The organism is Pseudomonas aestiva, assembly GCF_039908605.1.
Classification (GTDB): domain Bacteria; phylum Pseudomonadota; class Gammaproteobacteria; order Pseudomonadales; family Pseudomonadaceae; genus Chryseomonas; species Chryseomonas aestiva.
The window spans coordinates 3,342,634-3,366,056 of the sequence record NZ_CP150916.1 but is presented as its reverse complement, the minus strand read 5'-3'; the positions used below and the strand labels follow the sequence as shown (position 1 = coordinate 3,366,056).

Below are 23,423 nucleotides of genomic sequence, written 5' to 3'. Positions count from 1 at the left end.
CGAAGGGTTTTGCTGGGCCCCTGCCGGCGCTGCCTGTGCATCGGGGGGCGCCTATGAGAACCATAGCGATTATTCCTGCTCGCGGCGGCAGCAAACGCATTCCGCGTAAGAACATTCGCTTGTTCCACGGTCGTCCCATGCTCGCCTATTCGATCGAAGCGGCTCTTCAAAGTGGCTTGTTTGGGCGTGTGGTGGTCAGTACCGATGATGCGGAGATTGCCGATGTCGCTCTGCGTTATGGTGCTGAAGTTCCCTTTGTAAGGCCTGCCGAGCTGGCCAATGACTACGCAGGTACGCTTGCCGTCATCCAGCATGCGCTGTGTGAGCTACAGAAGGCAGGCTGCCATCCGGATTACACCTGCTGCCTCTACGCCACAGCCCCCTTTGTCCAGGTGAGCGATCTGGCTGCCGGGCTGGCGTTGCTCGAGGCGCGGGTCGACAAAGCCTATGCCTTCACTGTCGCGGACTTTCCGGCACCGGTGCAGCGTGCGTTACGCATGACAACGGACGGCAGTCTCGAAGCTCTCTATCCACAATATCGCGAGACCCGTTCGCAGGATCTGGAACCCACCTTCCACGATGCTGGCCAGTTCTACTGGGGAAGAGCCTCGGCCTGGTTGCAGGGTGAGCCCTTGCATGGCGCGAAGTCGCTACCCCTGCGTCTACCGCGCTACCAGGTCCAGGATATCGATACCCTGGATGACTGGTACCGAGCAGAGCTGATCTATGCCGCTTGGCAATCCAGGGATTCTGAATGCGCATCCTGATCAGGGCCGATGCTTCGCTGCGAATCGGTACCGGCCATGTCATGCGTTGTCTTACGCTGGCGGACGCGCTCGCGACGATGGGCTGCGCGGTACATTTCGCCTGTCGCCTGGAGCCTGGCCATGCACTTGCGGAGATCGAGTCGCGTGGCTATCCGGTACATGGACTCTCGGTTCTGGATCAACGTGATGATCCCGAATCACCATTGCCCTGGGCAGAGGACATGGACTGTCTGCTACGGGTCTTGCCCGACGAACTCGATTTCGACTGGTGTGTGGTGGATCACTACGGCCTGGGGGAGGACTGGGAACGTGCGATCAGGAATCGCGCGAGGCGCGTCCTGGCGATAGACGACTTGCCGCAACGTCGGCACGCGGTGGATTTGCTGCTGGATCAGAATTTCACTGCCTTCACGCGACTGGAAATGGCTTCGATCGAAACCGGGCGGGCATTGTTCGGACCGCGATTCGCACTGCTGCGGCCGGCATTCATGGGAAGGGAAACACCCCTGAGATCGACGGTCGAGCGGGTACTGGTGAACTTCGGTGGCGTGGATGCCAAGGGTGAGACGTTCAAGGTCCTGGGGGCATTGGCCGACTTTCCAACGTTGCAGGTCGATATCGTCGCTGGCTCGGCCAACCCGGCGTTCGACAGACTTCAACAGCTCACGGCGAAGCATTCGCACTGGCATTTGCAGCGACATGTAGAGGATTTCGCTGCGCTCATGGCCGCTGCCGATCTCTGTATTGGGGCAGGAGGCAGTAGTACCTGGGAGCGTGCCGCCCTGGGGCGACCGACTCTCTGTGTGGCTCTCGCGCCGAACCAGCAGGGCAATGCCGCGTCGCTGGCGGAGCGCGGCGCTCATCTGTATCTCGGCGAGGCCGAAACGCTCGAGGTTGCCGATTATCGTGCGGCCGTACGTACGCTTCTGCTGAGCAATGAGCTGCGGCGCAGTCTCGCCGCGCAATCAAAGGCGCTGGTGGACGGGCGGGGAACCATCCGTGTGACCACGGCCATGCTCGGTCAGGATCTTCGACTGCGTCCGGCCACTGCAGATGATGCCCGGCTGCTCTACGATGGACGTAATGCCGAGGTGGTTCGTCGAGCTTCCCTGAACACGAACCCGCTCTCCTGGGATGACCATCTTGGCTGGCTGACCCGAACCCTGGCCGACACCGAAGGACACTTGCTACTGATAGCGTCCGTTCTCGACGCCCCTGTTGGGGTTATCCGTTTCCAGCGACGCTCCGCAAAGATCGCGGAGGTCTCGCTCTATCTCCTTGAGGAGCGGCTGGGTGCAGGATGGGGAATGCTGCTATTGCAGACCGGAGAAGACTATCTCGCCAACCATGGGTGGGAAATCGAAGAGATCGAGGCGCGAGTGCGTAACGACAATCCTGCCTCGATACGACTCTTTCAACAGGCCGGCTATCAGCCGCGCCTTCATCAACTCTACCGTCCTTTGCGGGGAGACTGTCGATGAGTGAATTTCGTATCGGTGAGCGGCTGATCGGCCGTGAAGCTCCCCCCTTCATAATTGCCGAAATGAGCGGCAACCATAATCAATCTCTGGAGCGTGCGTTCGCCATCGTCGAGGCAGCCGCTGCCGCGGGTGCTCATGCCATCAAGCTGCAGACCTACACGGCCGACACCATGACGCTGGATCTGGATGAAGGGGAGTTCCACGTTTCCGATCCGAATAGTCTTTGGCAGGGCACTTCTCTGTATCGCCTGTACGAGCAGGCCTACACGCCCTGGGAGTGGCATGAAGCCTTGTTCGCACGCGCGGCGGAACTCGGGTTGCTGGCGTTTTCCACGCCCTTCGATGCCAGCGCCGTCGATTTTCTCGAGCGTCTTTCGGTACCGGCCTACAAGATTGCCAGCTTCGAAAATACCGATCTCCCGCTGATCGCTCGGGTAGCCGCTACGAACAAGCCGATGATCATTTCCACCGGTATGGCCTCAATCGCGGAATTGGATGCCGCCGTCACCACGGCCCGTCAGGCTGGATGCCAAGAGCTGGTGTTACTCAAGTGCACCAGCACCTACCCGGCCTCTGCCGCTGACAGCCATTTGCGTACCCTGCCGCATCTGCAAGAGCTGTTCGGCTGCGAGGTAGGGCTTTCCGATCATACCGGCGGTATTGGTGCGGCCGTCGCCGCGGTCGCGCTCGGGGCGACGGTCATCGAGAAGCACTTCACCCTGGATCGCGCTGACGGTGGTGTTGATGCGGCCTTCTCCCTGGAGCCCGATGAACTTCGTAGCTTGGTTACCGAGACCGAACGGGCCTGGCAGGCATTGGGTGGAATCCGTTATGGCGTTCAGGCGGCCGAGCGACCATCGCTGCAGTTTCGTCGTTCGCTATACGTGGTGAAGGATCTCGGGGCAGGCGAGATCCTTACTCCCGGGCACGTCAGGTCGATACGTCCAGGACTCGGGCTCGCCCCCGCTCATCTAGACGAGGTGATAGGCCGGCGAGCGCGGCAGGCCATTCCTCGTGGTACCCCTCTTGCTTGGAGCTTGCTGCAATGAGTGCTAACACTACCCAGGCTGCCGGCCATACCCCGCACGCTGCCCTGATCAACTGGAAAACCCACGCGTGGACTGACCCAGGGATGGTTTCCTGGTACTCGCAGCGAATGGTCGAAAATAGCGGCACCAATCAGCTCAAGCATCTGCTGGAGATCGATCTGATTCGGCGAAACGCCAGCGGAAAGCAGGTCGTCGATGTGGGAACGGGTACAGGGCGGGCGGCCATCGCTCTGGCGCGCGACGGTTACCAGGTGACCGGGGTGGATAGCTCCCAGGCGATGCTGGACGAAACGCGCCGTCTGGCCGAGGAACTGCCCCTTGATCTTCGGCAGGGCGACCTATTGGCGCTACCCTGCACTGACGGCAGTGCCGACACCGTGGTCGCTCTAAACGTCCTGGTGCATTTTCCCAATTGGCGTGAAGCCCTGATGGACTGGCTGAGGGTCGTGCGGCCGGGGGGGCGGATATTATTTGATATACATTCCTTGGCCAACGCTCATTATGCATTCGGTCAGGATCGGGCTTCGTGGCCTGAGCCTCTGACACGAAGCTCAGACCCTAACGACTTCATGCATTTCAATATGCGGGTCACTGCCGAAGAGATAGTCGAGTTCGCAACGGATCAGCAGCTGTGCGTCCGTGGTATTCATCCGTATGGGGCGTTTTTGTCCGCAGGAAATGTCAACTGGAAATTATGGCGTTCACTTGAGCTGAACCGCAGATGGCAACGGTTGCAAAGTTGGATCGCCAAGGATTCTGCGCTGTTTCAGCTCAATCTGTTTATCGAGCAGGCGCTGATCGAACACCTGGCACCCTCGATGGCTGGACGACTCTTTGTCGTGCTGGAGAAACGTAATGATCCGGCAGCCAATGTAGCTTTCCTTGAAGACTTCAATGAACTCGAGCGAGGCTTGCAGGGGCAGGCCGATACCTCGCTAGTGGCAAAGCTGCCATTGAGCATTGCCGATTATCATGCGGCGTGGACTGCGCTACTGCCCACGTTACGCTGCCAACATTATCTGTTTCAGGTATTCAAGAGCTTTGCCGAGCACTGGCCTGGATTGGACTGGTTTTCCCTGCTTCCGACCGATATCAGAGCGCTTTTCACCAAGTGGCAGTCTGCTTTGGACATGGACCAGCAGGCGCTTTCCATCGCTCGCCATTGGGCCGATGGGCTTGGCGTTCCTTCCGGGCTTCAACGGGAAATAGCCGCCGGTGCTCAATACAATCTGGTTGAGCAGTTGCTCAGGCAGCACTATGGCTGCTTCAGCGGAGTGAGAACATGATGCGCCAGGCAATCGTCAGTTTGCTGTGGGGAGCCCAGCGCGAGGCCCTGCTTCGTTTCGTCAGAACGCAAGGGCCAATGACCGTTTTCAGCCTTTCATCCTTGATCGACGCAGATCTCGAGCGAGCGCTGGCGGAAACCGGTTCTGCCGTGGTCGACCTAGTGGGGCTGCTGGATGTGGAGCAGCAACGGCATGTCCTGCAGAACGCTGAACTGGACTGGAGCAGTCTGGAAAGCGGCCTCACTCACGAGCACCTGCAGCAGGCGTTGGGAGATTTGGCGCATCCGGGCTTGACGAAGATCATCCTGGAAACGCTTCAGGCTGATTTGCCGACGGTACTCCTGCTGACAGCCGCCCTGAATCGTGCAGCAGAGCAGCATTCCATCGGGCTGGTAGTGGTCAACGAGGATATGCAGGCTTCTGCCAAGACGGCAGTCAATTGGGCCGTACAAAAAAATATTCCTAGTCTCCATCTCGCCCACGCACTGGCCCTGTCCGAGCCCTATACCGTCCACGCCCATCTACAGGCTGATGTTTTGGCGGTGTACGGAGAGCGAGGCTGTGAAGGATATCTCGACATAGGTATACCTCCGGAGCGCATCAGAGTAACCGGTAATCCGGCATGGGACGGTTACCTGCAATGGCGCGGTCAGCGGCCTCAGGCCCGCGAGATGTTGTGTCAGCGCTATGGCTATCCCGTCAATCGTCCGATCGTCGTCTTCGGTAGCACCTGGGCCGCCAATCTGACTGCGCTCGGCGACGAGCACCTGTATGGCAACACGCTACGGGTCTTTATCGATGCCTGCGAACAACTGCGTCGAGCGGGCTGGGACTTCGCGGCAGTCATCAAGGATCGTCCTGCCAATGCCCACTTTGGGACACAGCGTGTTGAGGAGCTTCTCGCCGAGTCGGGGGCGAACGCCGCGCACTATTTGCATACCAGCGAGAATGGCCGCGAGTGGCTCCTGGCGGCTGACGTACTGATCGCCATGGACTCCAACTACAGCGTAGAGGCCATGTTGGCGGGTACGCCGGCCATCAATCTCGTCAACCAGCCTGGGGTATTGCTTGGGCCGAGTTTTGATGCGGCATCCGGGGTTCTGGAGGTCGAGCCGTCGGAATTGGCCGCCGAGCTGGCCTCCTTGCTTGGCGACAACGAGCGACGTCGCGTCATGGTTGCCGAAATGCAGGCCCGCGCGGGCTACTACAACCTGGGTGTCGACGGGTTGGCGACTGATCGAGTCGCGGCACTCATGCAGGAGATGATGGCTGGAGCGGCGGCTGTCGAATCCTATGTGTGGCAGACCCACCTAGATGTGAGCGTCAGCGATGTCGAGGCTGCCTACCATCAAGCGCCCCGTGAAGAGCTGATCGGCGCGTTCGCCACGCCGCCCCGTTTCCTGCTTGACGTGGGTTGCGCAGCAGGGGCGACCAGTGGGCTATTCAAGCAGCGCCATCCTCACTCGCGGGTCTGGGGCATCGAAGTCAACGAGTCCGCCGCGCAGATCGCGGGGCAACGGCTCGACAGGGTACTGGTCGGCAAGTTCGAAGACTTCGATCTCCAGGCTGAAGGCATAGAAGCCGGAACACTGGATGGGGTGATCCTAGGGGATGTCCTGGAACATCTCTACAATCCATGGGCGGTGATGAAGGCCTTGCAGCCCCTTTTGTCGCCTGATGCGCAACTGGTGATCTCGATTCCCAACGTACGTAACCTCTGGCTGATGTCGGAACTGGCACAAGGCTATTGGAAATATGAAGGGGCGGGTCTGCTTGATGTCACCCACATCCGCTTTTTCACCCTGGCTGAATTTCGGCGCTTTCTCTATGAAACGGGTTATCACACCGAAACGCTAAATTATCTCCTTGATGGTCGTGTCGCTCAGGCCTATTACGAAAACAAGGATAAGCACGATGTAACCTTGCAGGTCGGCAACATGACGTTGCAGCACTTACAGCCAGAGGATGTTGGCGAACTTTGCAGTCTGCAGTTTCTCATTCGCGCTCGACCCGGTAGGGATTCCGGCGACTTGTCCAGACGTTACGTCAAGAGGACACCCGTCGCCACGGACGCTTCCTCGCAGGTGGCGCCCTTTGTCGCCCAGCCTTTTGCTGCTGCGGCCCAGGAAGCCCCAGTCATTCAATACACCGACTGGCTCGCAGCCAGACGCTCGAGCCCCGCCCGTCTTGATGTTTACCACCAGGCGATAATTCAGGATGCGCAACTGCATTTTCTCGTGGTGATCGTGGGCGAGGCAGCGTTGGCGGAGGTGACGCTGTCTTCGTTGAAAGAGCAGCATTACCCGAGTTTTACGACGGTCCGGTTGGAACAGTCTGTTGCCGACTTGGCGAGCTGGCAGGCAGCATTGGCGAACAGCGAAGCGGCTTGGTCCTTGAAAATCGCCGCGGGTGATCGCCTCGAACCTGAGGCTCTGTTGCGGCTAGCCGAGCGCATTCTGGTATCCGGGAATGTGCATGCGTGCTACGTCGATGAAGATCACCTCGCCGACAGTGGTCCTGAATGCCCGATCTTCAAAGCGGCCTTCAATCTGGATCTGCTGCGCAGCTATCCCTATACCGGTCCGCTGCTGGCAATCAGTCGCGAGGCGTTGCTGGCATCCACCGCCAGCGTCCCTGCGCCTGGCGTGGCACTGGTCCAGGACTTGCTGCTGCAGGTGGTCGAGCGTCATGGCGTCACGGCCATTGCCCATCTGCCGGACGTGTTGCATCACTCGTCGCAGACCTTCCCCGACTGGCTGCAGCAATGCGAACCGGCAGCGACCCATGGCATCGTCCGCGCGCACCTGGCCCGCCTCGGCGTGCCGGCAGAGGTCGGTGCGGGTGCCCTGCCATGCGTGAGCCGCATTCAGTACCTGAGCGATCACCAGCCGCTGGTGTCCATTCTGATCGAGGCTCAGGGGCCGCTGGAAGAAATGGGTCGCTGCCTGGAATCCATCCTGGGCGGCACCGCCTATCCGCATTACGAGATCCTCGTCGGCCGGCCGGCGAACGTCGCGGCCGATATAGGTCTCTGGCTCGATGAACTGGTGACGCTGGGCCTGGAGCAACTGAGGGTCATCCCTGCCGATGGGCCCCAGCCGCTGGCCCAGGCGGCCAAGGGCGAGTACCTGCTCTGGCTCAGTGCCGGTTGCCTGAGCATCAAGGCGTCCTGGCTGGACGAGCTGGTCAACCAGGCACGGCGTCCGGAGGTCGGCGTGGTCGGCGCCAAGTTGCTGGATCGCGAAGGCAAGGTGGCCATGGCCGGCCTGGTCCTCGGGCTACGCGGGCCGGCCAGCAGCCTCTTCCAGGGTGAACCCGACGATCGCGCGGGGTATCTCTACCGGCAGCAGGTGGTGCAGAACTTCAGTGCCGTCAGTGGCCGTTGCCTGCTGGTGCGGGCGGAGGTATTCCACGCCATCCCCGATTGCGGCTCCTTCGCCACTCAGCCGTTCGCCGATGTCGAGTTCTGCCTGCAAGTCGGCCAGGCCGGCTACCTGGTGGTCTGGACACCCTATGCGCGGCTCGGCTGGGAGTCACAGCAGGGCTTCGACGATACGGAGCTGAAGAGCGCGGAAACACAGCTTTATCAGCGCTGGTCGCCAGTGCTCGGGAGCGATCCGGCGTACAACTCCAACCTGGCACTCGATCAAGCCGATTTCACCATGGAGCTCGATGCCGACAATTTGTGGCGTCCGCTGTCCTGGCGGCCCTTGCCCGTCATCCAGGTGCTACCCGGCGACCGTTGGGGATGTGGCCACTATCGGATGATCCAGCCGTTTCAGGCGATGCAATCCGCCTTGTTGGTCGATGGGATCCATCAGGAGCGCTATCTCGAGCCCGTCAATCAGGCTCGCATCCAGGCGGACAGCATCGTCGTCCAGCGCCAGATCACCGATTCCCAGTTGGAGGCCTTGCAGTCGCTCAAGCGCAACACCTCGTCTTTTATCGTCTTTGACTTGGACGACTTGCTGGGGAATATCCCGCTCAGGAGTATCCATCGCGAATCCTTCCAGCCGCCGCAAGTCACCCGAGCGATACGCCAGGCGCTGTCGATCGTGGATCGTCTGACGGTGTCCACTGAGCCGCTGGCAGAGAAAATGCGCGGACTCCATCCGGACATCCGTGTCGTTCCCAATCGCTTACCTGTGCCGTGGTGGGGAGACCTGCAGAGTGGACGACGGGAGGGGCGTCCCCGGGTCGGTTGGGCGGGAGGTTCAAGTCATGCAGGCGATCTCGGGATCGTGGTCGATGTGATGAAGGAGCTGGCGGGGGAGGTGGACTGGGTGTTCCTCGGCATGAGTCCGCCCGGTGCACCGCCGCATGAATTCCATCAAGGCGTCGAAATTGAATCTTTCCCAGCCAAGCTCGCGAGTCTGGACCTGGATCTGGCTATCGCCCCCTTGGAAATTAATTCCTTCAACCGATGCAAGAGCAATCTGCGGCTGCTGGAACTCGGCGCCTGCGGTTATCCCGTCGTAGCCACCAATATTGAGCCCTACCGCTGTGGTCTGCCAGTGACCCTGGTCCGCAATAAGTACAAGGACTGGCTGGATGCTATTCGTGAGCACCTGTCGGATCAGGAAGGCGCGCGGACGCTGGGCGCTGAATTGCGCGCCGCTGTTCACCGCGACTGGATGCTGGCGGGAGACAACCTGCTGGCGTGGCGGGCTGCCTGGTTGCCTGGCTGATCGCGCTACGGTATGACGGCGATGCCGTCAAAGCCTGCCGGCCGTCTTCATAAGCGCCCTTCATTCGGGGCGCTTTTCATTTCACCCAGTCGCTCAATGCTGCGCGCCACAGACGTCGGTGTCCGCATTCCCTCCGAGTTGTCTCAAGCGGGCTAAATAAATCGCTACTCCGGTCGATAACCCTTTTGCACGAATCGGAAGATTACTTGCTGTCAAGCTTCTGCTGAAGAAAATCGCAGAAAAATCCTAAAGGTTTGACGGACAGTACCGATAAATATCTTGAATGCGAAATACAGGGGCGTCTGAGCAAGCAGGTCCCATTCGCATGCTCAGGCACACAAGGTTCAACTGGAGACGCCACCATGGCACTTACCGTCAATACCAACATCCCTTCCCTGAACACTCAGCGTAACCTGCAGAACGCGTCCAGCTCGCTGGCCACTTCCATGCAGCGCCTGTCCACTGGTAGCCGTATCAACAGCGCCAAGGACGATGCCGCCGGTCTGCAGATCTCCAACCGTCTGACTAATCAGATCAACGGTTTGAACCAGGCCACTCGCAACGCCAACGACGGTATCTCCCTGTCGCAGACCGCTGAAGGCGCCATGCAGCAGTCCACCAACATCCTGCAGCGTATTCGCGACCTGGCCGTGCAGTCCGCCAACGGCTCCAACAGCGACGCCGACCGTTCCGCCCTGCAGAAGGAAGTGACCGCGCAGCAGAACGAACTGACCCGTATCGCCCAGACCACCACCTTCGGTGGCCGCAAGCTGCTGGACGGTTCCTTCGGTACCACCAGCTTCCAGATCGGCGCCAACGCCTACGAAACCATCGACGTGACCCTGAAGGACACCTCGGCCACCGCGCTGGGTTCGAACCAGGTCGGCTCCGGTGCCAGCACTTCCGCAGGTAGTGTCGTTGCAGGTAGCGGCAACGCCCTGGCTTCTGGTGGTACCGTCACCTTGGTGGGCGGTGGCAAGAGCCAGGACGTAGTCTACGCCGCAGGCGACTCTGCAAAGACCATCGCTGGCAAAATGAATGGCCAGATTCCCGGCCTGGCTGCCTCGGCACGTACCGTGCTGACTGTGACCGATAGCATCTCCAGTGGTGCGGCCAACATGACCATGACCGTTGGTAGCAACTCGCTGAATCTGGTCGGTGTAGCCAGTACCAAGGATATGGCTGACCAGATCAATGCCAACGCCGCCAAGCTGGGCGTCACTGCCAACTACGACGATCAACTCAAGAAGCTGACGATTACCTCTGCTACTGGGGAAAACGTAACCTTTGGCAAGGATACCGGTAACGCCGCAGGCGCCATTAGCGTCTCCTCGCAGAAGTCCGACGGTTCCTTCAGCACCCCTGCGGTTGATATCCGGGCTAATGGCGGTCAGGCTATGGGTTACGTCAAGCTGGACTCGCCTACGACCTTCGCGATGACCGGTGACACCGCCCAATTGTTCGGCGCTAACAAGTCCTCGCTCAGCCAGGTTTCCAACGTCGACATCTCCACCGCCGACGGCGCCCAGAAGGCTCTGTCCGTGATCGACCAGGCCCTGGCCAACATTGACTCCCAGCGCGCTGACCTCGGTGCGGTGCAGAACCGCTTCGACAACACCATCAGCAACCTGACCAACATCTCGGAGAACGCCACCTCCGCCCGTAGCCGCATCAAGGACACCGACTACGCCGCGGAAACTGCGAACCTGTCGAAAAACCAGGTGCTGCAACAGGCTGGTACCGCGATCCTGGCTCAGGCTAAGCAGCTGCCCCAGTCGGTTCTCAGCCTGCTCCAGTAAGGGCAGAGGTCGGTCTAGGCAGGGAGAAGGGGGACGCCCCTTCTCCCTTTCATGCGTTGTGAGGACATTACAATGGACATCGTCAAGACAACAGGTTTTTCAGCGGTAAGGCCCTATGGCGCTCAATCGAGCCCTGCGGCCGCGACGTCCTTCAGCGCTGCGGCGCCTACGGCGGATTCCACGGTCAAGCCGGTTTCCCAAGCCAGCAAGGCCAACGGGGACAAGGCCGAGAAGCCGGAAGACGGCAACGTGGATGGCGCCCTGTCCAAGCTGAAATCGAAATTCCAGGAAGATCATCGCAACCTGGATTTCAGTATCGACGACTCCACCGGCGAGGTGGTGGTCAAGGTGCTGGACGGCGAATCCGGCAAGCTCATCCGACAGATGCCCAGTGAGGAAGTGCTCAAGCTGGCCAAGCAGCTGGACGACATGCGCAGCCTGATGTTCAAGGCCGAAGCCTAGTTGGCGCGGAACTTGTATCAGGCTACCTGAACGCAGAGGCGACGACGTAACGTTGGCAGGGGGATAGTGACATGGCAGGTATCAGCGGGATTGGCGGCTCGGGACTGGACATCGATTCCATCGTCACCAAGATGGTGGCTGCCGAAAAGGCACCCAAGCAGGATCAGTTGAACGCGACGCAAACCAAGGCGACCGCGCAGCTGACCGCGATCGGTTCCCTGAAGGGCGCCATCAGCGAATTTCAGACCGCGCTGACCTCGCTCAATAGCCCCACCAGCTTCCAGGCGCGGGCCGTCACCCTGTCGAAAAGCGACTATCTCACCGCCACGGCCAGTACCAGCGCCAGCGTCGGCAGCTATCAGGTCGCAGTCACGCAATTGGCTGGCAGCAGCAAGGTGGCCCTGGCATCCGTACCAGCCACCTCCACCACGACTGCCAGCGATGGCACCAAATCTTCTTCTCCCACCACCTTCGGCAAGGGCACGCTGAGCATCAAGATCGGCGATACCAAGTTGTCGGATATCCAAGTCGATGCTACCAACAATACCCTCAGTGGCATTCGCGATGCCATCAACAAGGCCGGTCAGAGCCAGGGCATCAGTGCCAGTGTCGTCAATGACGACACGGGTTCACGACTGGTATTGAGCAGCACCAAGACCGGCGACGGCAACGATATCTCGGTGTCGGTAAGTGGTGACGACGGTTCGGGAAAACAGAGTTTGACCAAGCTGGCCTACACGCCAAGCAACAGTGACTCCAGCGATCCTGCTGCCGCTCATTCACTCACGAAAGCCAAGAGCGCCCAGATGACCATCGATGGTCTGAAGGTCACCAGCGCTTCGAACACGGTGAGCAATGCGGTCGATGGTCTGAGTTTCACCCTCAAGGCCACCACCCCGGCGGACAGTCCGATGACCGTCGGCGTCAGTCAGGATGAGTCGGGGGTCAAGAGCAACATCAAGGGCTTCGTAGATGCCTACAACAAGCTCATGGGTGTCATCAAGACTCAGACCTCGGTGACGAAGGTCGGGGACAATAGCTCGCCCATCGCGGCTGCGCTGGTGGGGGATGCTACTGCTCGCGGCCTCACGACCACCATCCGCGGCGAACTTGGCACCATGCAGGGGACAGGCGCCGTCAAGGCGCTGGCCGACCTGGGTATCACCACCCAGAAGGATGGCACCTTGGCCATTGACGACACCAAGCTTGGCAAAATGGTGAGTTCCAACTTCAGTGATCTGTCCAGCTTCTTCACCGGCGACCAGGGCATAGCGGCGCGCCTCAAGGGCAAGCTCGATCCCTATACCATGACCAATGGCATTCTCGAGCAGCGCTCTAACTCCCTGAGTACCACCTTGAAGAACGTGGATGCCCAGACCGCCACGCTCAACACCCGGATGACGGCGCTTTCGGATCGCCTCTATAAGCAATACAACGCCATGGACCAGCTGTACTCGTCGTTGTCGAGCACCGCGTCCTCGCTGTCCCAACAGCTGGCGGCCATGCCCTTCGCCAACAAGAGCTGAGTGGGCGGATTCGGCCAATCCGGTCGATAAAGGGGTCAAGTTCTTCGCGTCATGACCGATAAACAAAGTATCGGAAACACACAGAGGTCGTGACATGAACGCAATGACAGCCATGCGCCAATACCAGCAGGTCGGCCTGCAGGCGCAGGTGTTCGAAGCCAGTCCCCATCAGCTGATCCAGATGCTCATGCAGGGCGCGCTGGATCGTCTGGCCAAGGCGCAAGGTGCCCTGGAACGCGGTTGGCTGCCGGAGAAGGGCGAGCTGATCGGCAAGGCGGTATCCATCATCGCCGGCTTGAAGGACGTTCTGGATTTCGAGCAGGGTGGCGAGCTCGCCACCAACCTGGATCGTCTGTATGACTATATGATCCGGCGGCTCAGCGAAGCCAACCGCAACAATGATCCTGTTATCCTGGAAGAAGTATCCGGCCTGATCCGCGAGATCAAATCCGGCTGGGATGCCATTGCCCCCTGATCTGGAGTCGACCGATGAACGTCGCCATGCAAAAGACCCCGGTGGAACGCGTCGAGCTCGTCTATGAGCAGATGGCCGCTGCGCTCAAGGCCGGAGACTGGACGCGTATCGCCGAGCTGGATCTGGATTGCCGGCTGTTCGTCGACGAAGCCATGTATGCCACGGGCGACGAGGCCGTAGCCCTGCGTGCCAGCCTTGAGCGCCTGCTGGCCCTCTATGCTTCCCTGCTGCAGGGCTGCAAGGCAGAGCGGGACGCCACCGCCCAGGAGCTGACCAAGCTCAACAAGTCGAACCAGGCTGCCAAGGTCTATCAACTGTTCGGCTGACTGTCATCTGCTGGACGGTAATTCAAAGTTTGGATATTTCGCCGCCATAAAATTGACCCCGCATCACAATTTGTCTTAACTTGCGCAAGATGCCGACCAGTTGGCACTTGGATGCAGGCGACACCTGCGCGTAGCGAACCGACAAGCCGAATTGGGGCAGGGACATGTGGCGTGAAACCAAGATCCTTCTGATCGACGATGAAGCCGAGCGGCGCCAGGCGGTATCGGTCATTCTCGATTTTCTCGGCGAAGATCACCTCGCCTGCACCAGTTCCGATTGGCAAGCCGCCCTCGCAGCGCTCGACAGCAGTCGCCAGGTCAGCTGTGTGCTGGTCGGCCGCGTCGACAGCCGTGGCAACAGCGTCGAGCTGCTCAAGCAGGTTGTGGCCTGGGACGAGATGGTCCCGCTGCTGTTGCTGGGCGAATCGGCGCAGCCGGAATGGCCGGACGACGTTCGCCGCCGCGTGCTGGTCTCTCTCCAGTATCCGCTGGCCTACAACAAGCTGCTGGACTCCCTGCACCGCGCGCAGGTCTATCGAGAGATGTACGACCAGGCTCGGGATCGCGGACGTCAGCGTGAGCCCGAGTTGTTCCGCAGCCTGGTGGGTACCAGTCGCGCCATTCAAGGGGTGCGCAAGATGATGCAGCAGGTGGCCGATACCGAGGCCACGGTGCTCATCCTCGGCGAATCGGGTACCGGCAAGGAGGTGGTGGCGCGTAACCTGCACTTTCACTCCAAGCGCCGCGAGGCACCCTTCGTGCCGGTCAACTGCGGCGCCATCCCTGCCGAGTTGCTGGAAAGCGAACTGTTTGGCCATGAGAAGGGCGCCTTTACCGGTGCCATCACCAGCCGCGCCGGCCGCTTCGAGCTGGCCAACACTGGCACCCTGTTCCTCGACGAGATCGGCGACATGCCGCTGCCCATGCAGGTCAAGCTGTTGCGGGTACTGCAGGAGCGGACCTACGAGCGGGTGGGCAGCAACAAGACCCAGAGCGTGGACGTGCGCATCATCGCGGCGACCCACAAGAACCTGGAGCAGATGATCGCCGCGGGCACCTTCCGCGAAGACCTCTACTATCGTCTCAATGTCTTCCCCATCGACATGGCACCGCTGCGCGAGCGGGGCGAAGACATTCCGCTGCTGATCAACGAATTGATCGCCCGCATGGAACACGAGAAGCGTGGCTCCATCCGCTTCAACTCGGCGGCGATCATGTCGCTGTGCCGCCATGAGTGGCCGGGCAATGTCCGCGAACTGGCCAACCTGGTGGAACGCATGGCGATCATGCATCCCTATGGCGTCATTGGCGTGGCCGAGTTGCCGCTCAAGTTCCGCTACGTGGAGGACGAAGCCGATCCCATGGTGGAATCCCTGCGCGAGGAATTGCAGGAGCGCGAGGCCATGGCCGGGATCGGGACCCTTGAGGTGTCCTCCTCGGCGCTATTGCCCAGTGAAGGCCTGGATCTCAAGGACTACCTGGCCAACCTGGAAAAGAGCTTCATCCAGCAGGCGCTGGACGATGCCGGTGGCGTAGTGGCGCGTGCCGCCGAGCGACTGCGTATCCGCCGGACCACCCTGGTCGAGAAGATGCGTAAGTACGGCATGGGTCGCCGCGACGACGAGTTCGACGAAGAGATCTAGTGCAGCTTCAGCGATGCTGAGCGTATCGAGGTAGGGTGGATGACGGCGCAGCCTCATCCACCTTCTACTTTGTAATGCTGCAAGTGGGTGGAAAAGGCTGCGCCGTTTTCCACCCTAGGGCGCTTTGGCGCCAGGGCGGCATGGGTCTTGCTCCAGCCCGGATAATGTCAATTGTCCGTCGCGAGCCTTAGCCGATGCCTGCGCAAGCCCTTTCTTCCGCTGTCCCTGCCGACGCTGCCGTAGAGACCTCCGCCTCGGCCCAGGCTCGCGAAGCCCTGGGGCAGATGTCGCGCCAGCTGAGCGAATCCTTCCAGCTGCTCGAAGCCCGGATGAATTCGCTGCAGGGCGAACTGGAGTGGGTGTCCGCCCAGCGCCTGCAGGAGCTGGCGGAAAAGGAGCGCCTGGCCAGCCGGCTGCAGAATCTGCTCGATGTGCTGCCCGCCGGTATCGTGGTGGTGGATGGCGCCGGACGCGTGCGCGACGCCAACCCGGTGGCGGAGGCCCTGCTCGGCGAACCCTTGGCCGGTGAACTGTGGCGTACGGTGATCGCGCGGGCCTTTGCGCCGCGCCATGACGATGGCCACGAGGTATCCCTGCGTGACGGTCGGCGCCTGTCCATCGCCATCCGTTCCCTGGATGGTGAGCCGGGGCAACTGGTGCTGCTCAACGACCTCACCGAAACCCGCCATCTGCAGGGCGAACTGGCACGGCATGAGCGGCTTTCGGCGCTGGGGCGGACCATGGCTTCGCTGGCGCATCAGATCCGGACCCCGCTAACCGCGGCGCTGCTCTATGCCAGCCATCTGGAGGAGGGCGGTCTGGCGCTGGCGCAACAGCAGCGTTTCGCCGGCCGCCTCAAGGAACGGCTGCACGAACTGGAAAACCAGGTCCGCGACATGCTGGTGTTCGCCCGGGGCGAATTGCCGCTGGCGGATCGGCTGACGCCGGCCGCGTTGTTCACTGCCCTGCGCGAGGCCGCGAACCCGCATCTCGGCGACTGCCCCGTGCGCTGGCAACTCGATGTCCAGGCTGGGCTGCTCACCTGCAACCGCGACATGCTGGTGGGCGCCGCCTTGAACCTCATTCACAACGCCTTGCAGGCCATGGCCGGCAGTGGCCGCCCGGGACGACTCAAGGTGCATCTCCATCGTCGTGACGGGGAGCTGCGCCTGGCGATCAGTGACAGCGGTCCCGGCATTCCGCAGGCGGTCCAGCAACGGCTGGGCGAACCCTTTCTCAGCACCAAGACCACCGGCACCGGTCTTGGCCTGCCGGTCGCCCTGGCGATGGCCAAGGCCCATGGCGGGCGGCTGAACGTGCGCTCCCGATTGGGCCGTGGCACGCTGGTGACCTTCATCCTGCCGCTGCTGGCGAGCGAGGAGACCCCGGCATGACCCTGCCCATCCTGCTGGTGGAAGACGACCGTGCCCTACGCGAAGCCCTGGCGGACACCCTGGAGCTCGGTGGCTATCGCTATCGCGCCGTGGACAGCGGCGAGGCGGCGCTGCTGGCGCTGGCCGAGGAACCCTTCGGCCTGGTGATCAGCGACGTCAACATGCCAGGTATCGACGGGCATCAATTGCTGGCCAGTATCCGACTGCGCGATCCGGCGCTGCCGGTGCTGCTGATGACCGCGTTCGGCAGCATCGAACGCGCCGTCGAGGCCATGCGCGGTGGGGCGGCGGACTATCTGGTCAAGCCCTTCGAGCCGCGCCTGTTGCTGGAGACCCTGGCGCGCTGCTGCCTTCAGGGACGGCGGGCGCCCGGTGGTCGCCAGCCGGTGGCGGCCGATCCCCAGAGTCGACAACTGCTGGAGTTGGCCAGCCGGGTGGCCCGGAGCGAGGCCACGGTGCTCATCACCGGTGAGTCGGGCACCGGCAAGGAGGTGCTGGCGCGCTTCATCCACGATCAATCGGCACGGGCGGATGGTCCCTTCGTGGCGGTCAATTGCGCGGCCATTCCCGATCACCTGCTCGAGGCCATCCTCTTCGGGCACGAGAAGGGCGCCTTTACCGGGGCCATCGCCGCCCAGCCGGGCAAGTTCGAACTGGCCCAGGGCGGTACCCTGCTGCTGGACGAGATTTCCGAGATGCCGCTGGGCCTGCAGGCCAAGCTATTACGCGTCTTGCAGGAGCGCGAGGTGGAGCGGGTCGGGGCGCGCAAGCCGCTGGCGCTGGATATCCGCGTGGTGGCCACCAGCAACCGCAAGCTGGCGGAGGAGGTGGCCGCCGGGCGCTTTCGCGAAGACCTCTTCTATCGCCTGTCGGTGTTTCCGCTGGCCTGGCTGCCGCTGCGCCAGCGACCGGCCGATATCGTGCCCCTGGCCGAACGACTGCTGGCGGTGCAGGCCGCACGGATGAATCGTCCGGTACCGGTCCTGAGCCCTGCCGCGCGCCAGGCCCTGGCCGAGCACCCCTGGCCGGGCAACGTGCGCGAACTGGACAACGCCGTGCAGCGGGCGCTGATCCTGCAAACGGGCCAGCAGATCCAGTCTGAGGACTTCGGGCTGCACTGGTTGCCGACCGGGGTATCCCCGTCGCCTGCCGCCGCGCCTGTGCCAGCGACAGGCATTAGCGATGACATACGTCCGCTGGACGCCGATCTGCGCGATCGGGAATTCCAGGTGATTCTCGATACCCTGAAGGCCGAGCGTGGTCGGCGCAAGGAGACCGCCGAGCGCCTCGGCATCAGCGCGCGTACCCTCAGGTACAAGCTGGCGCAGATGCGCGACGCCGGCCTGGATGTCGAGCTGGCCCTCGCCGCCGGCTACTGAGTGCGCAAGTCGATAGCCGGCTATCTACCCGTGCGGAACCAACCCTCTGGCGTGCTGTTCTAGAGAAAGGATCGCGACTGCGGCGTGGGGTCGCAGAGGATGCATGCCCCCGCCGCCCCGGACCCTGTCCGGCCGCTTTGCTTTCTTCTCTTAGGCGCTGCCTTTGCTGAAAACGGTTTCACGGACGGTGTTTGCCGTTTTCGCCGCGGGTGGCGCGCCTGCCAGCACGAGGACGCTTGCCATGGGTTCCACCGCACCTTCCAGCTCCAACGCCGACCAGCTTGTCATCAATACCATCCGTACCCTGTCCATGGACGCGGTGCAGAAGGCCAACTCCGGGCACCCCGGTACGCCGATGGCCCTGGCCCCGGTCGGCCACACGCTGTGGAGCCGCTTCCTCCGCTATCACCCCGAACATCCGGACTGGCCCAACCGCGACCGATTCGTGCTGTCGGTCGGCCATGCCTCCATGTTGCTCTATTCGCTGTTGCACCTGGCGGGCGTCAAGGAAATCGACGAGCACGGTACCGCCACCGGCAAGGAAGCGGTCAGCCTCGACGACATCAAGCAATTCCGCCAACTGGATTCCAAGACCCCGGGCCACCCCGAGTACCGCATGACCACCGGCATCGAGACCACCACCGGTCCGCTGGGGCAGGGCTGCGGCAACAGCGTCGGCATGGCGCTGGCGCAGAAGTGGCTGGCCGCCCGTTTCAACCAACCGGGCATGACCCTGTTCGACTATGACGTCTATGTGCTCTGCGGCGATGGCGACATGATGGAAGGCGTCACCGGCGAGGCGGCCTCCATGGCTGGCCACCTGGGGCTGGACAACCTCTGCTGGATCTACGACAACAACACCATCAGCATCGAAGGGCACACCGAGCTGGCCTTCAGCGAAGACGTGGCCGAGCGCTTCCGTGGCTATGGCTGGCACACCCTGCACGTCAAGGATGCCAACGACGCCGAAGCTCTGGCCGCCGCCCTGCATCGATTCAAGGGCAATACCGGCAAACCGACCCTGATCGTGGTCGACAGCCTCATCGGCTACGGCGCACCCAACAAGCAGAACACCGCGGCGGCCCACGGCGAACCCCTGGGTGCGGACGAGATCAAGCTGGCGAAGAAGGCCTATGGCTGGCCCGAGGATGCCGACTTCCTGGTGCCCGACGACGCCCGTCACCACCTGCGCGATGCCCTGCTGGAACGTGCCAGCGGTCTTTACGAAGACTGGAATCGTGCCTTCGATCGTCTGCGTCAGGACGATCCGACCCGCGCCGATGAACTCCAGCGCATGCGCGCCGGTGAGATGCCGGAAGGGTGGGATGCCAAGCTGCCCAGCTTCGATACCGATGCCAAGGGTGTGGCGTCCCGCGAGTCCGGTGGCAAGGCGCTCAATGCCTTTGCCCAGAACATTCCCTGGCTGGTCGGCGGGGCGGCGGATCTGGCGCCGTCCACCAAGACCAATCTCAAGTTCGATGGCGCGGGCAGCTTCTCCGCCCGCGAGCCGTCCGGGCGCAACATGCACTTCGGCATCCGCGAGCACGCCATGGGCTCCATCGCCAATGGCATGGCGCTCTGCTACCTGCGCAGCTTCACCGCGACCTTCCTAGTGTTCAGCGACTACATGAAGCCGCCGATCCGCCTGGCGTCCATCATGGAATTGCCGGTGGTGTTCGTCTTCACCCACGACTCCATCGGCGTCGGCGAAGACGGCCCCACCCACCAGCCCATCGAGCACCTGGCGCAATTGCGCGCCACCCCGGGTCTGCTGACCCTACGTCCGGGCGATGCCAATGAAACGGTGCAGGCCTGGAAGATCGCGCTGCAGCAGACCAATCGACCCTCCTGCATGGTGCTGTCGCGGCAACCGCTGCCGACCCTGGATCGCGCCAAGTACGCCAGCGCTGAGGGCGTTGCCCAGGGTGCCTATGTGGTGGCCGATGCCGAAGGTGGCAAGCCCCAGGTGATCCTCATGGCCACCGGCAGCGAACTGGGCCTGGCGATGCAGGCCTATGAGCAGCTCCAGGGCGAAGGGGTGAAGGCACGAGTCGTCTCCATGCCCTGCTGGGAGCTGTTCGAGGAGCAGGACGAGGCCTACAAGCAGTCGGTGCTGCCGGACGAGGTCCTGGGCCGTGTTGCCATTGAGCAGGCCGGTCCCCTGGGTTGGGAGCGCTACATCGGTCGCAAAGGTGCCTCGGTGACCATGAGCACTTTTGGTGCCTCCGCGCCCATCGGCAAGCTGCAGGCGAAATATGGCTACACCGTGGAAAACGTGGTCAAGCTGGCCAAGGAGCAGGCGCAACGCAAAGGGAGCGCCACATGAGCAATCCACTCAAACAGTTGACGGAGCAGGGCCAGGCGGTCTGGCTCGACTTCGTCAGCCGCGAGTTCCTCGCCAAGGGTGAGCTGCAAAAGCTGATCGAGCGTGACGGCCTCACCGGTGTCACCTCCAACCCTTCGATCTTCGAGAAGGCCATGGGCCACGGCAGCGACTACGATGCCAGCCTCAAGGCCTTCCTGGAACAGGCCGATGCCGAGCCGGTGGACGTCTACGAGCATCTAGCCATCGAGGACATTCAGCAGGCCGCCGACATCCTGCGGCCGGTCTATGACCGGCTTGAAGGGCGCGATGGTTATGTGAGCCTGGAAGTTTCGCCCTATCTGGCGCTGGATACCCGTGCCACCCTCGACGAGGCGCGCCGTCTCTGGCAGGCAGTGGATCGGCCCAACCTCATGGTCAAGGTGCCCGGTACGCCCGAAGGGGCGGTGGCCATCCGCAAATTGATCGAGGAGGGGATCAACGTCAACGTGACCCTGCTGTTCGATCGCAACGCCTACATGGCCGTGGCGGAGGCCTATATCGCGGGCCTGGAAGCCCGGCTGCACCATGGCAAGGACATCGGGCGGCTCGCTAGTGTCGCCAGCTTCTTCATCAGCCGGGTCGACGGCGTGCTGGACAAGCTGATCGACGAGCGCAAGGGCGACGACGGCGAACTGGCCGAGCTGCGCGGCAAGGTCGCCATCGCCAACGCCAAACTGGCCTATCAGGATTACCTGCGTCTCATCCAGTCGCCACGCTGGAAGGTGCTGGAAGCCAAGGGCGCTCATCCGCAGCGACTGCTGTGGGCCTCCACCGGCTCCAAGGATCCGGCCTATCCCGATACCCTGTATGTCGATCAACTGATCGGCCCGGACACCGTCAACACCATGCCGCCCAAGACCATGGACGCCTTCCGCGACCATGGCACGGCAGCCCCCATGCTGAGCACCGATATCGACGCCGCGCAGCGGGTGGTGGATGCGACGGTCCGTTTCGGGCTGGATCTCGATGGCGTGGCCAAGCGGCTGGTCAAGGACGGCGCCCGGCAATTCGAAGATGCCGCCGATGCCCTGTTGGGCGCGGTTGGGCAGAAGCGCCTCGAGTTTCTTGGCGAGCGCCTGAATGCCGCGGACTATCGTCTGCCAGACGATCTGAAAGAAGCCGTCGAGGCCCGCCTGGACGAGGCGCGGCGTGAAGGGTGGTCGCGCCGGCTCTGGCAGGGCGACGCCTCGCTCTGGACCGGTCGTGACGAAGACCAGTGGCTCGGCTGGCTGGCCGCGGCCCAGGGGCGTCAGGCCGATCCGGTTGCCCTCGGGGCCTTGACCGAGGCCGTTCGCAAGGAAGGCCTGGATACCGTGGTGCTACTGGGCATGGGTGGTTCGAGCCTGGGCCCGGAAGTGCTGGCCAATACCCTAGGTACCGCCACGGGCGGACTCACCCTCAAGGTGCTGGATTCCACCGACCCGGCGCAGATCGCCGCGTTGGAAGAACAGTTGGACCTGCGCAAGACGCTGTTCCTGATATCGAGCAAATCCGGCTCGACCCTGGAGCCGGAAATCCTGCGGGCCTACTTCCACAAGGCCGTCGAGCAGGCGTTGGGGGCGCAAGAGGTGCGGCGGCGCTTCGTCGCCATCACCGATCCAGGTTCCAAGCTCGAAGCCAGTGCCACGGCCGAAGGCTACCGCGCCATCTTCCAGGGCGATCCCCATATCGGCGGGCGCTATTCGGTGCTGTCGGTGTTCGGCATGGTGCCCCTGGCGCTGCTCGGCCATTCGGTGGCCGACTTCTTCCAGGTGACCCAGCCCATGGTGCTGGCCTGCAGCCCCAGTGCGCCCCCCGCCATCAATCCCGGCATTCGCCTGGGTGTGGTCCTGGGCGAGGCGGTGCGTGCGGGACGCGACAAGGTCACTCTGATCGCTTCACCGGGTGTCGCCAGTCTGGGCGCCTGGCTGGAGCAGCTGCTCGCCGAGAGCACCGGCAAGCAGGGCAAGGGCATCATCCCGGTGGACCTGGAGCCCCTCGGCGAGCCAGCCGTCTACGGCAGGGACCGGGTGTTCGTCAGCCTGGTGCTGGCCGGCGAGGAAGACGCCGAGCGCGACAGTCGCCTGCAGGCCCTGGCCGCCGCGGGGCATCCGGTGGTGGATATCCGTCTGGCGCGCGCCGAATTGATCGGCCAGGAATTCTTCCGCTGGGAGGTGGCCACCGAGGTAGCCGGTGCCGTCATCGGTATCAATCCCTTCGACCAGCCTGATGTGGAAGCCAGCAAGATCAAGACCCGTGCCCTTACCGATGGCTACGAGCGCGAGGGTCGTCTGGCCGGTGATGAGCCGCTGCTGGAGGAGGGCACGCTGACACTGTTCGGCGATGCCGACCTGCAGGGGCAGGACACCGCCCGCGCGGCGATCAAGGCGCACCTGGCACGCCTGCAGCCCGGCGACTATCTCGCCGTGCTGGCCTATCTCGAGCGCAATGCCGTGCACGAGGAGGCCTTGGGCGCCATGCGTGATAGCATTCGCGACAGCAAGCGCGTAGCGACCGTCGGCGGCTTCGGCCCCCGTTTCCTGCACTCCACCGGACAGGCCTACAAGGGCGGTCCCAACTCGGGTGTGTTCATTCAGATTACCGCCGATGCCCAGAACGACCTGCAGATTCCAGGGCGGAGTCTGAGCTTTGGTGTCGTCGAGGCCGCCCAGGCCAAAGGCGACCTCGAGGTGCTGGCCGAACGGGGACGGCGCTATCTGCGCGTGCATATCAAGGGCGGCGACATCGACGCCGGCCTGCAACAAATCGTCGAACTGGTCGAGGCGGCGGTCGCCTGACCTCAA

At 62.4% G+C, this 23,423-nt stretch carries 15 protein-coding genes; all 15 read left to right on the top strand.

Features of this window, described 5'->3' with window-relative positions; genetic code table 11:
• The first annotated feature begins 53 nt into the window (after positions 1 to 53).
• The 15 genes from pseF (at position 54) to AABM56_RS15540 (ending at position 23,417) form a co-directional block, all read left to right on the top strand.
• Positions 54 to 767, top strand: a complete 714-nt coding sequence (pseF, locus tag AABM56_RS15610; protein WP_347883458.1) for a pseudaminic acid cytidylyltransferase — start codon at positions 54 to 56, stop codon at positions 765 to 767.
• The gene (gene pseG / locus AABM56_RS15605) at positions 755 to 2,248 is read left to right on the top strand and encodes a UDP-2,4-diacetamido-2,4,6-trideoxy-beta-L-altropyranose hydrolase (protein ID WP_347883457.1); all 1,494 of its coding nucleotides are present in this window, start codon (positions 755 to 757) and stop codon (positions 2,246 to 2,248) included. Before pseF ends, pseG begins: the two co-directional genes overlap by 13 nt.
• Positions 2,245 to 3,297, top strand: a complete 1,053-nt coding sequence (pseI, locus tag AABM56_RS15600) for a pseudaminic acid synthase (RefSeq protein ID WP_347883456.1) — start codon at positions 2,245 to 2,247, stop codon at positions 3,295 to 3,297. Before pseG ends, pseI begins: the two co-directional genes overlap by 4 nt.
• Positions 3,294 to 4,583, top strand: coding sequence for a class I SAM-dependent methyltransferase (locus AABM56_RS15595; protein WP_347883455.1), 1,290 nt, complete (start codon positions 3,294 to 3,296; stop codon positions 4,581 to 4,583). The genes pseI and AABM56_RS15595 overlap by 4 nt, the downstream gene beginning before the upstream one ends.
• Positions 4,580 to 9,271 (top strand): methyltransferase domain-containing protein, encoded by a 4,692-nt coding sequence (locus tag AABM56_RS15590; protein WP_347883454.1) that lies wholly within the window; start codon positions 4,580 to 4,582, stop codon positions 9,269 to 9,271. The genes AABM56_RS15595 and AABM56_RS15590 overlap by 4 nt, the downstream gene beginning before the upstream one ends.
• Before the next feature lie 362 nt (positions 9,272 to 9,633).
• A complete protein-coding gene (locus tag AABM56_RS15585; RefSeq protein ID WP_347883453.1) occupies positions 9,634 to 11,070 on the top strand; it encodes a flagellin in 1,437 nt (478 codons plus the stop codon).
• 72 nt (positions 11,071 to 11,142) lie between these two features.
• Positions 11,143 to 11,532, top strand: a complete 390-nt coding sequence (locus tag AABM56_RS15580; RefSeq protein WP_347883452.1) for a flagellar protein FlaG — start codon at positions 11,143 to 11,145, stop codon at positions 11,530 to 11,532.
• A gap of 71 nt (positions 11,533 to 11,603) precedes the next feature.
• Positions 11,604 to 13,058: a flagellar filament capping protein FliD gene (fliD, locus tag AABM56_RS15575; protein WP_347883451.1), complete on the top strand. Its 1,455-nt coding sequence runs from the start codon at positions 11,604 to 11,606 to the stop codon at positions 13,056 to 13,058.
• Positions 13,059 to 13,152: 94 nt separating this feature from the next.
• Positions 13,153 to 13,533: a flagellar export chaperone FliS gene (gene fliS / locus AABM56_RS15570; protein ID WP_026083956.1), complete on the top strand. Its 381-nt coding sequence runs from the start codon at positions 13,153 to 13,155 to the stop codon at positions 13,531 to 13,533.
• 14 nt (positions 13,534 to 13,547) lie between these two features.
• Positions 13,548 to 13,859, top strand: coding sequence for a flagellar protein FliT (locus AABM56_RS15565; RefSeq protein WP_133862436.1), 312 nt, complete (start codon positions 13,548 to 13,550; stop codon positions 13,857 to 13,859).
• A 164-nt stretch (positions 13,860 to 14,023) separates the two neighbouring features.
• Positions 14,024 to 15,502, top strand: a complete 1,479-nt coding sequence (locus AABM56_RS15560) for a sigma-54 dependent transcriptional regulator (protein WP_263258889.1) — start codon at positions 14,024 to 14,026, stop codon at positions 15,500 to 15,502.
• Positions 15,503 to 15,696: 194 nt separating this feature from the next.
• Positions 15,697 to 16,896, top strand: coding sequence for a PAS domain-containing sensor histidine kinase (locus AABM56_RS15555; protein WP_133862434.1), 1,200 nt, complete (start codon positions 15,697 to 15,699; stop codon positions 16,894 to 16,896).
• Positions 16,893 to 18,275 (top strand): sigma-54 dependent transcriptional regulator, encoded by a 1,383-nt coding sequence (locus AABM56_RS15550; protein ID WP_133862433.1) that lies wholly within the window; start codon positions 16,893 to 16,895, stop codon positions 18,273 to 18,275. Before AABM56_RS15555 ends, AABM56_RS15550 begins: the two co-directional genes overlap by 4 nt.
• 241 nt (positions 18,276 to 18,516) lie before the next feature.
• Entirely contained in the window at positions 18,517 to 20,601 is a 2,085-nt protein-coding gene (tkt, locus tag AABM56_RS15545; protein WP_133862432.1) for a transketolase, read from the top strand.
• Positions 20,598 to 23,417, top strand: coding sequence for a bifunctional transaldolase/phosoglucose isomerase (locus AABM56_RS15540; protein WP_347883450.1), 2,820 nt, complete (start codon positions 20,598 to 20,600; stop codon positions 23,415 to 23,417). The genes tkt and AABM56_RS15540 overlap by 4 nt, the downstream gene beginning before the upstream one ends.
• Positions 23,418 to 23,423 lie beyond the last annotated feature (6 nt).

Excerpts from the sequence above, each read along its gene's own strand:
- pseF (WP_347883458.1), top strand. The coding sequence starts at position 54 with ATGAGAACCATAGCGATTATTCCTGCTCGCGGCGGCAGCAAACGCATT.
- pseG (WP_347883457.1), top strand. The coding sequence starts at position 755 with ATGCGCATCCTGATCAGGGCCGATGCTTCGCTGCGAATCGGTACCGGC.
- pseI (WP_347883456.1), top strand. The coding sequence starts at position 2,245 with ATGAGTGAATTTCGTATCGGTGAGCGGCTGATCGGCCGTGAAGCTCCC.
- AABM56_RS15595 (WP_347883455.1), top strand. The coding sequence starts at position 3,294 with ATGAGTGCTAACACTACCCAGGCTGCCGGCCATACCCCGCACGCTGCC.
- AABM56_RS15590 (WP_347883454.1), top strand. The coding sequence starts at position 4,580 with ATGATGCGCCAGGCAATCGTCAGTTTGCTGTGGGGAGCCCAGCGCGAG.
- AABM56_RS15585 (WP_347883453.1), top strand. The coding sequence starts at position 9,634 with ATGGCACTTACCGTCAATACCAACATCCCTTCCCTGAACACTCAGCGT.
- AABM56_RS15580 (WP_347883452.1), top strand. The coding sequence starts at position 11,143 with ATGGACATCGTCAAGACAACAGGTTTTTCAGCGGTAAGGCCCTATGGC.
- fliD (WP_347883451.1), top strand. The coding sequence starts at position 11,604 with ATGGCAGGTATCAGCGGGATTGGCGGCTCGGGACTGGACATCGATTCC.
- fliS (WP_026083956.1), top strand. The coding sequence starts at position 13,153 with ATGAACGCAATGACAGCCATGCGCCAATACCAGCAGGTCGGCCTGCAG.
- AABM56_RS15565 (WP_133862436.1), top strand. The coding sequence starts at position 13,548 with ATGAACGTCGCCATGCAAAAGACCCCGGTGGAACGCGTCGAGCTCGTC.
- AABM56_RS15560 (WP_263258889.1), top strand. The coding sequence starts at position 14,024 with ATGTGGCGTGAAACCAAGATCCTTCTGATCGACGATGAAGCCGAGCGG.
- AABM56_RS15555 (WP_133862434.1), top strand. The coding sequence starts at position 15,697 with ATGCCTGCGCAAGCCCTTTCTTCCGCTGTCCCTGCCGACGCTGCCGTA.
- AABM56_RS15550 (WP_133862433.1), top strand. The coding sequence starts at position 16,893 with ATGACCCTGCCCATCCTGCTGGTGGAAGACGACCGTGCCCTACGCGAA.
- tkt (WP_133862432.1), top strand. The coding sequence starts at position 18,517 with ATGGGTTCCACCGCACCTTCCAGCTCCAACGCCGACCAGCTTGTCATC.
- AABM56_RS15540 (WP_347883450.1), top strand. The coding sequence starts at position 20,598 with ATGAGCAATCCACTCAAACAGTTGACGGAGCAGGGCCAGGCGGTCTGG.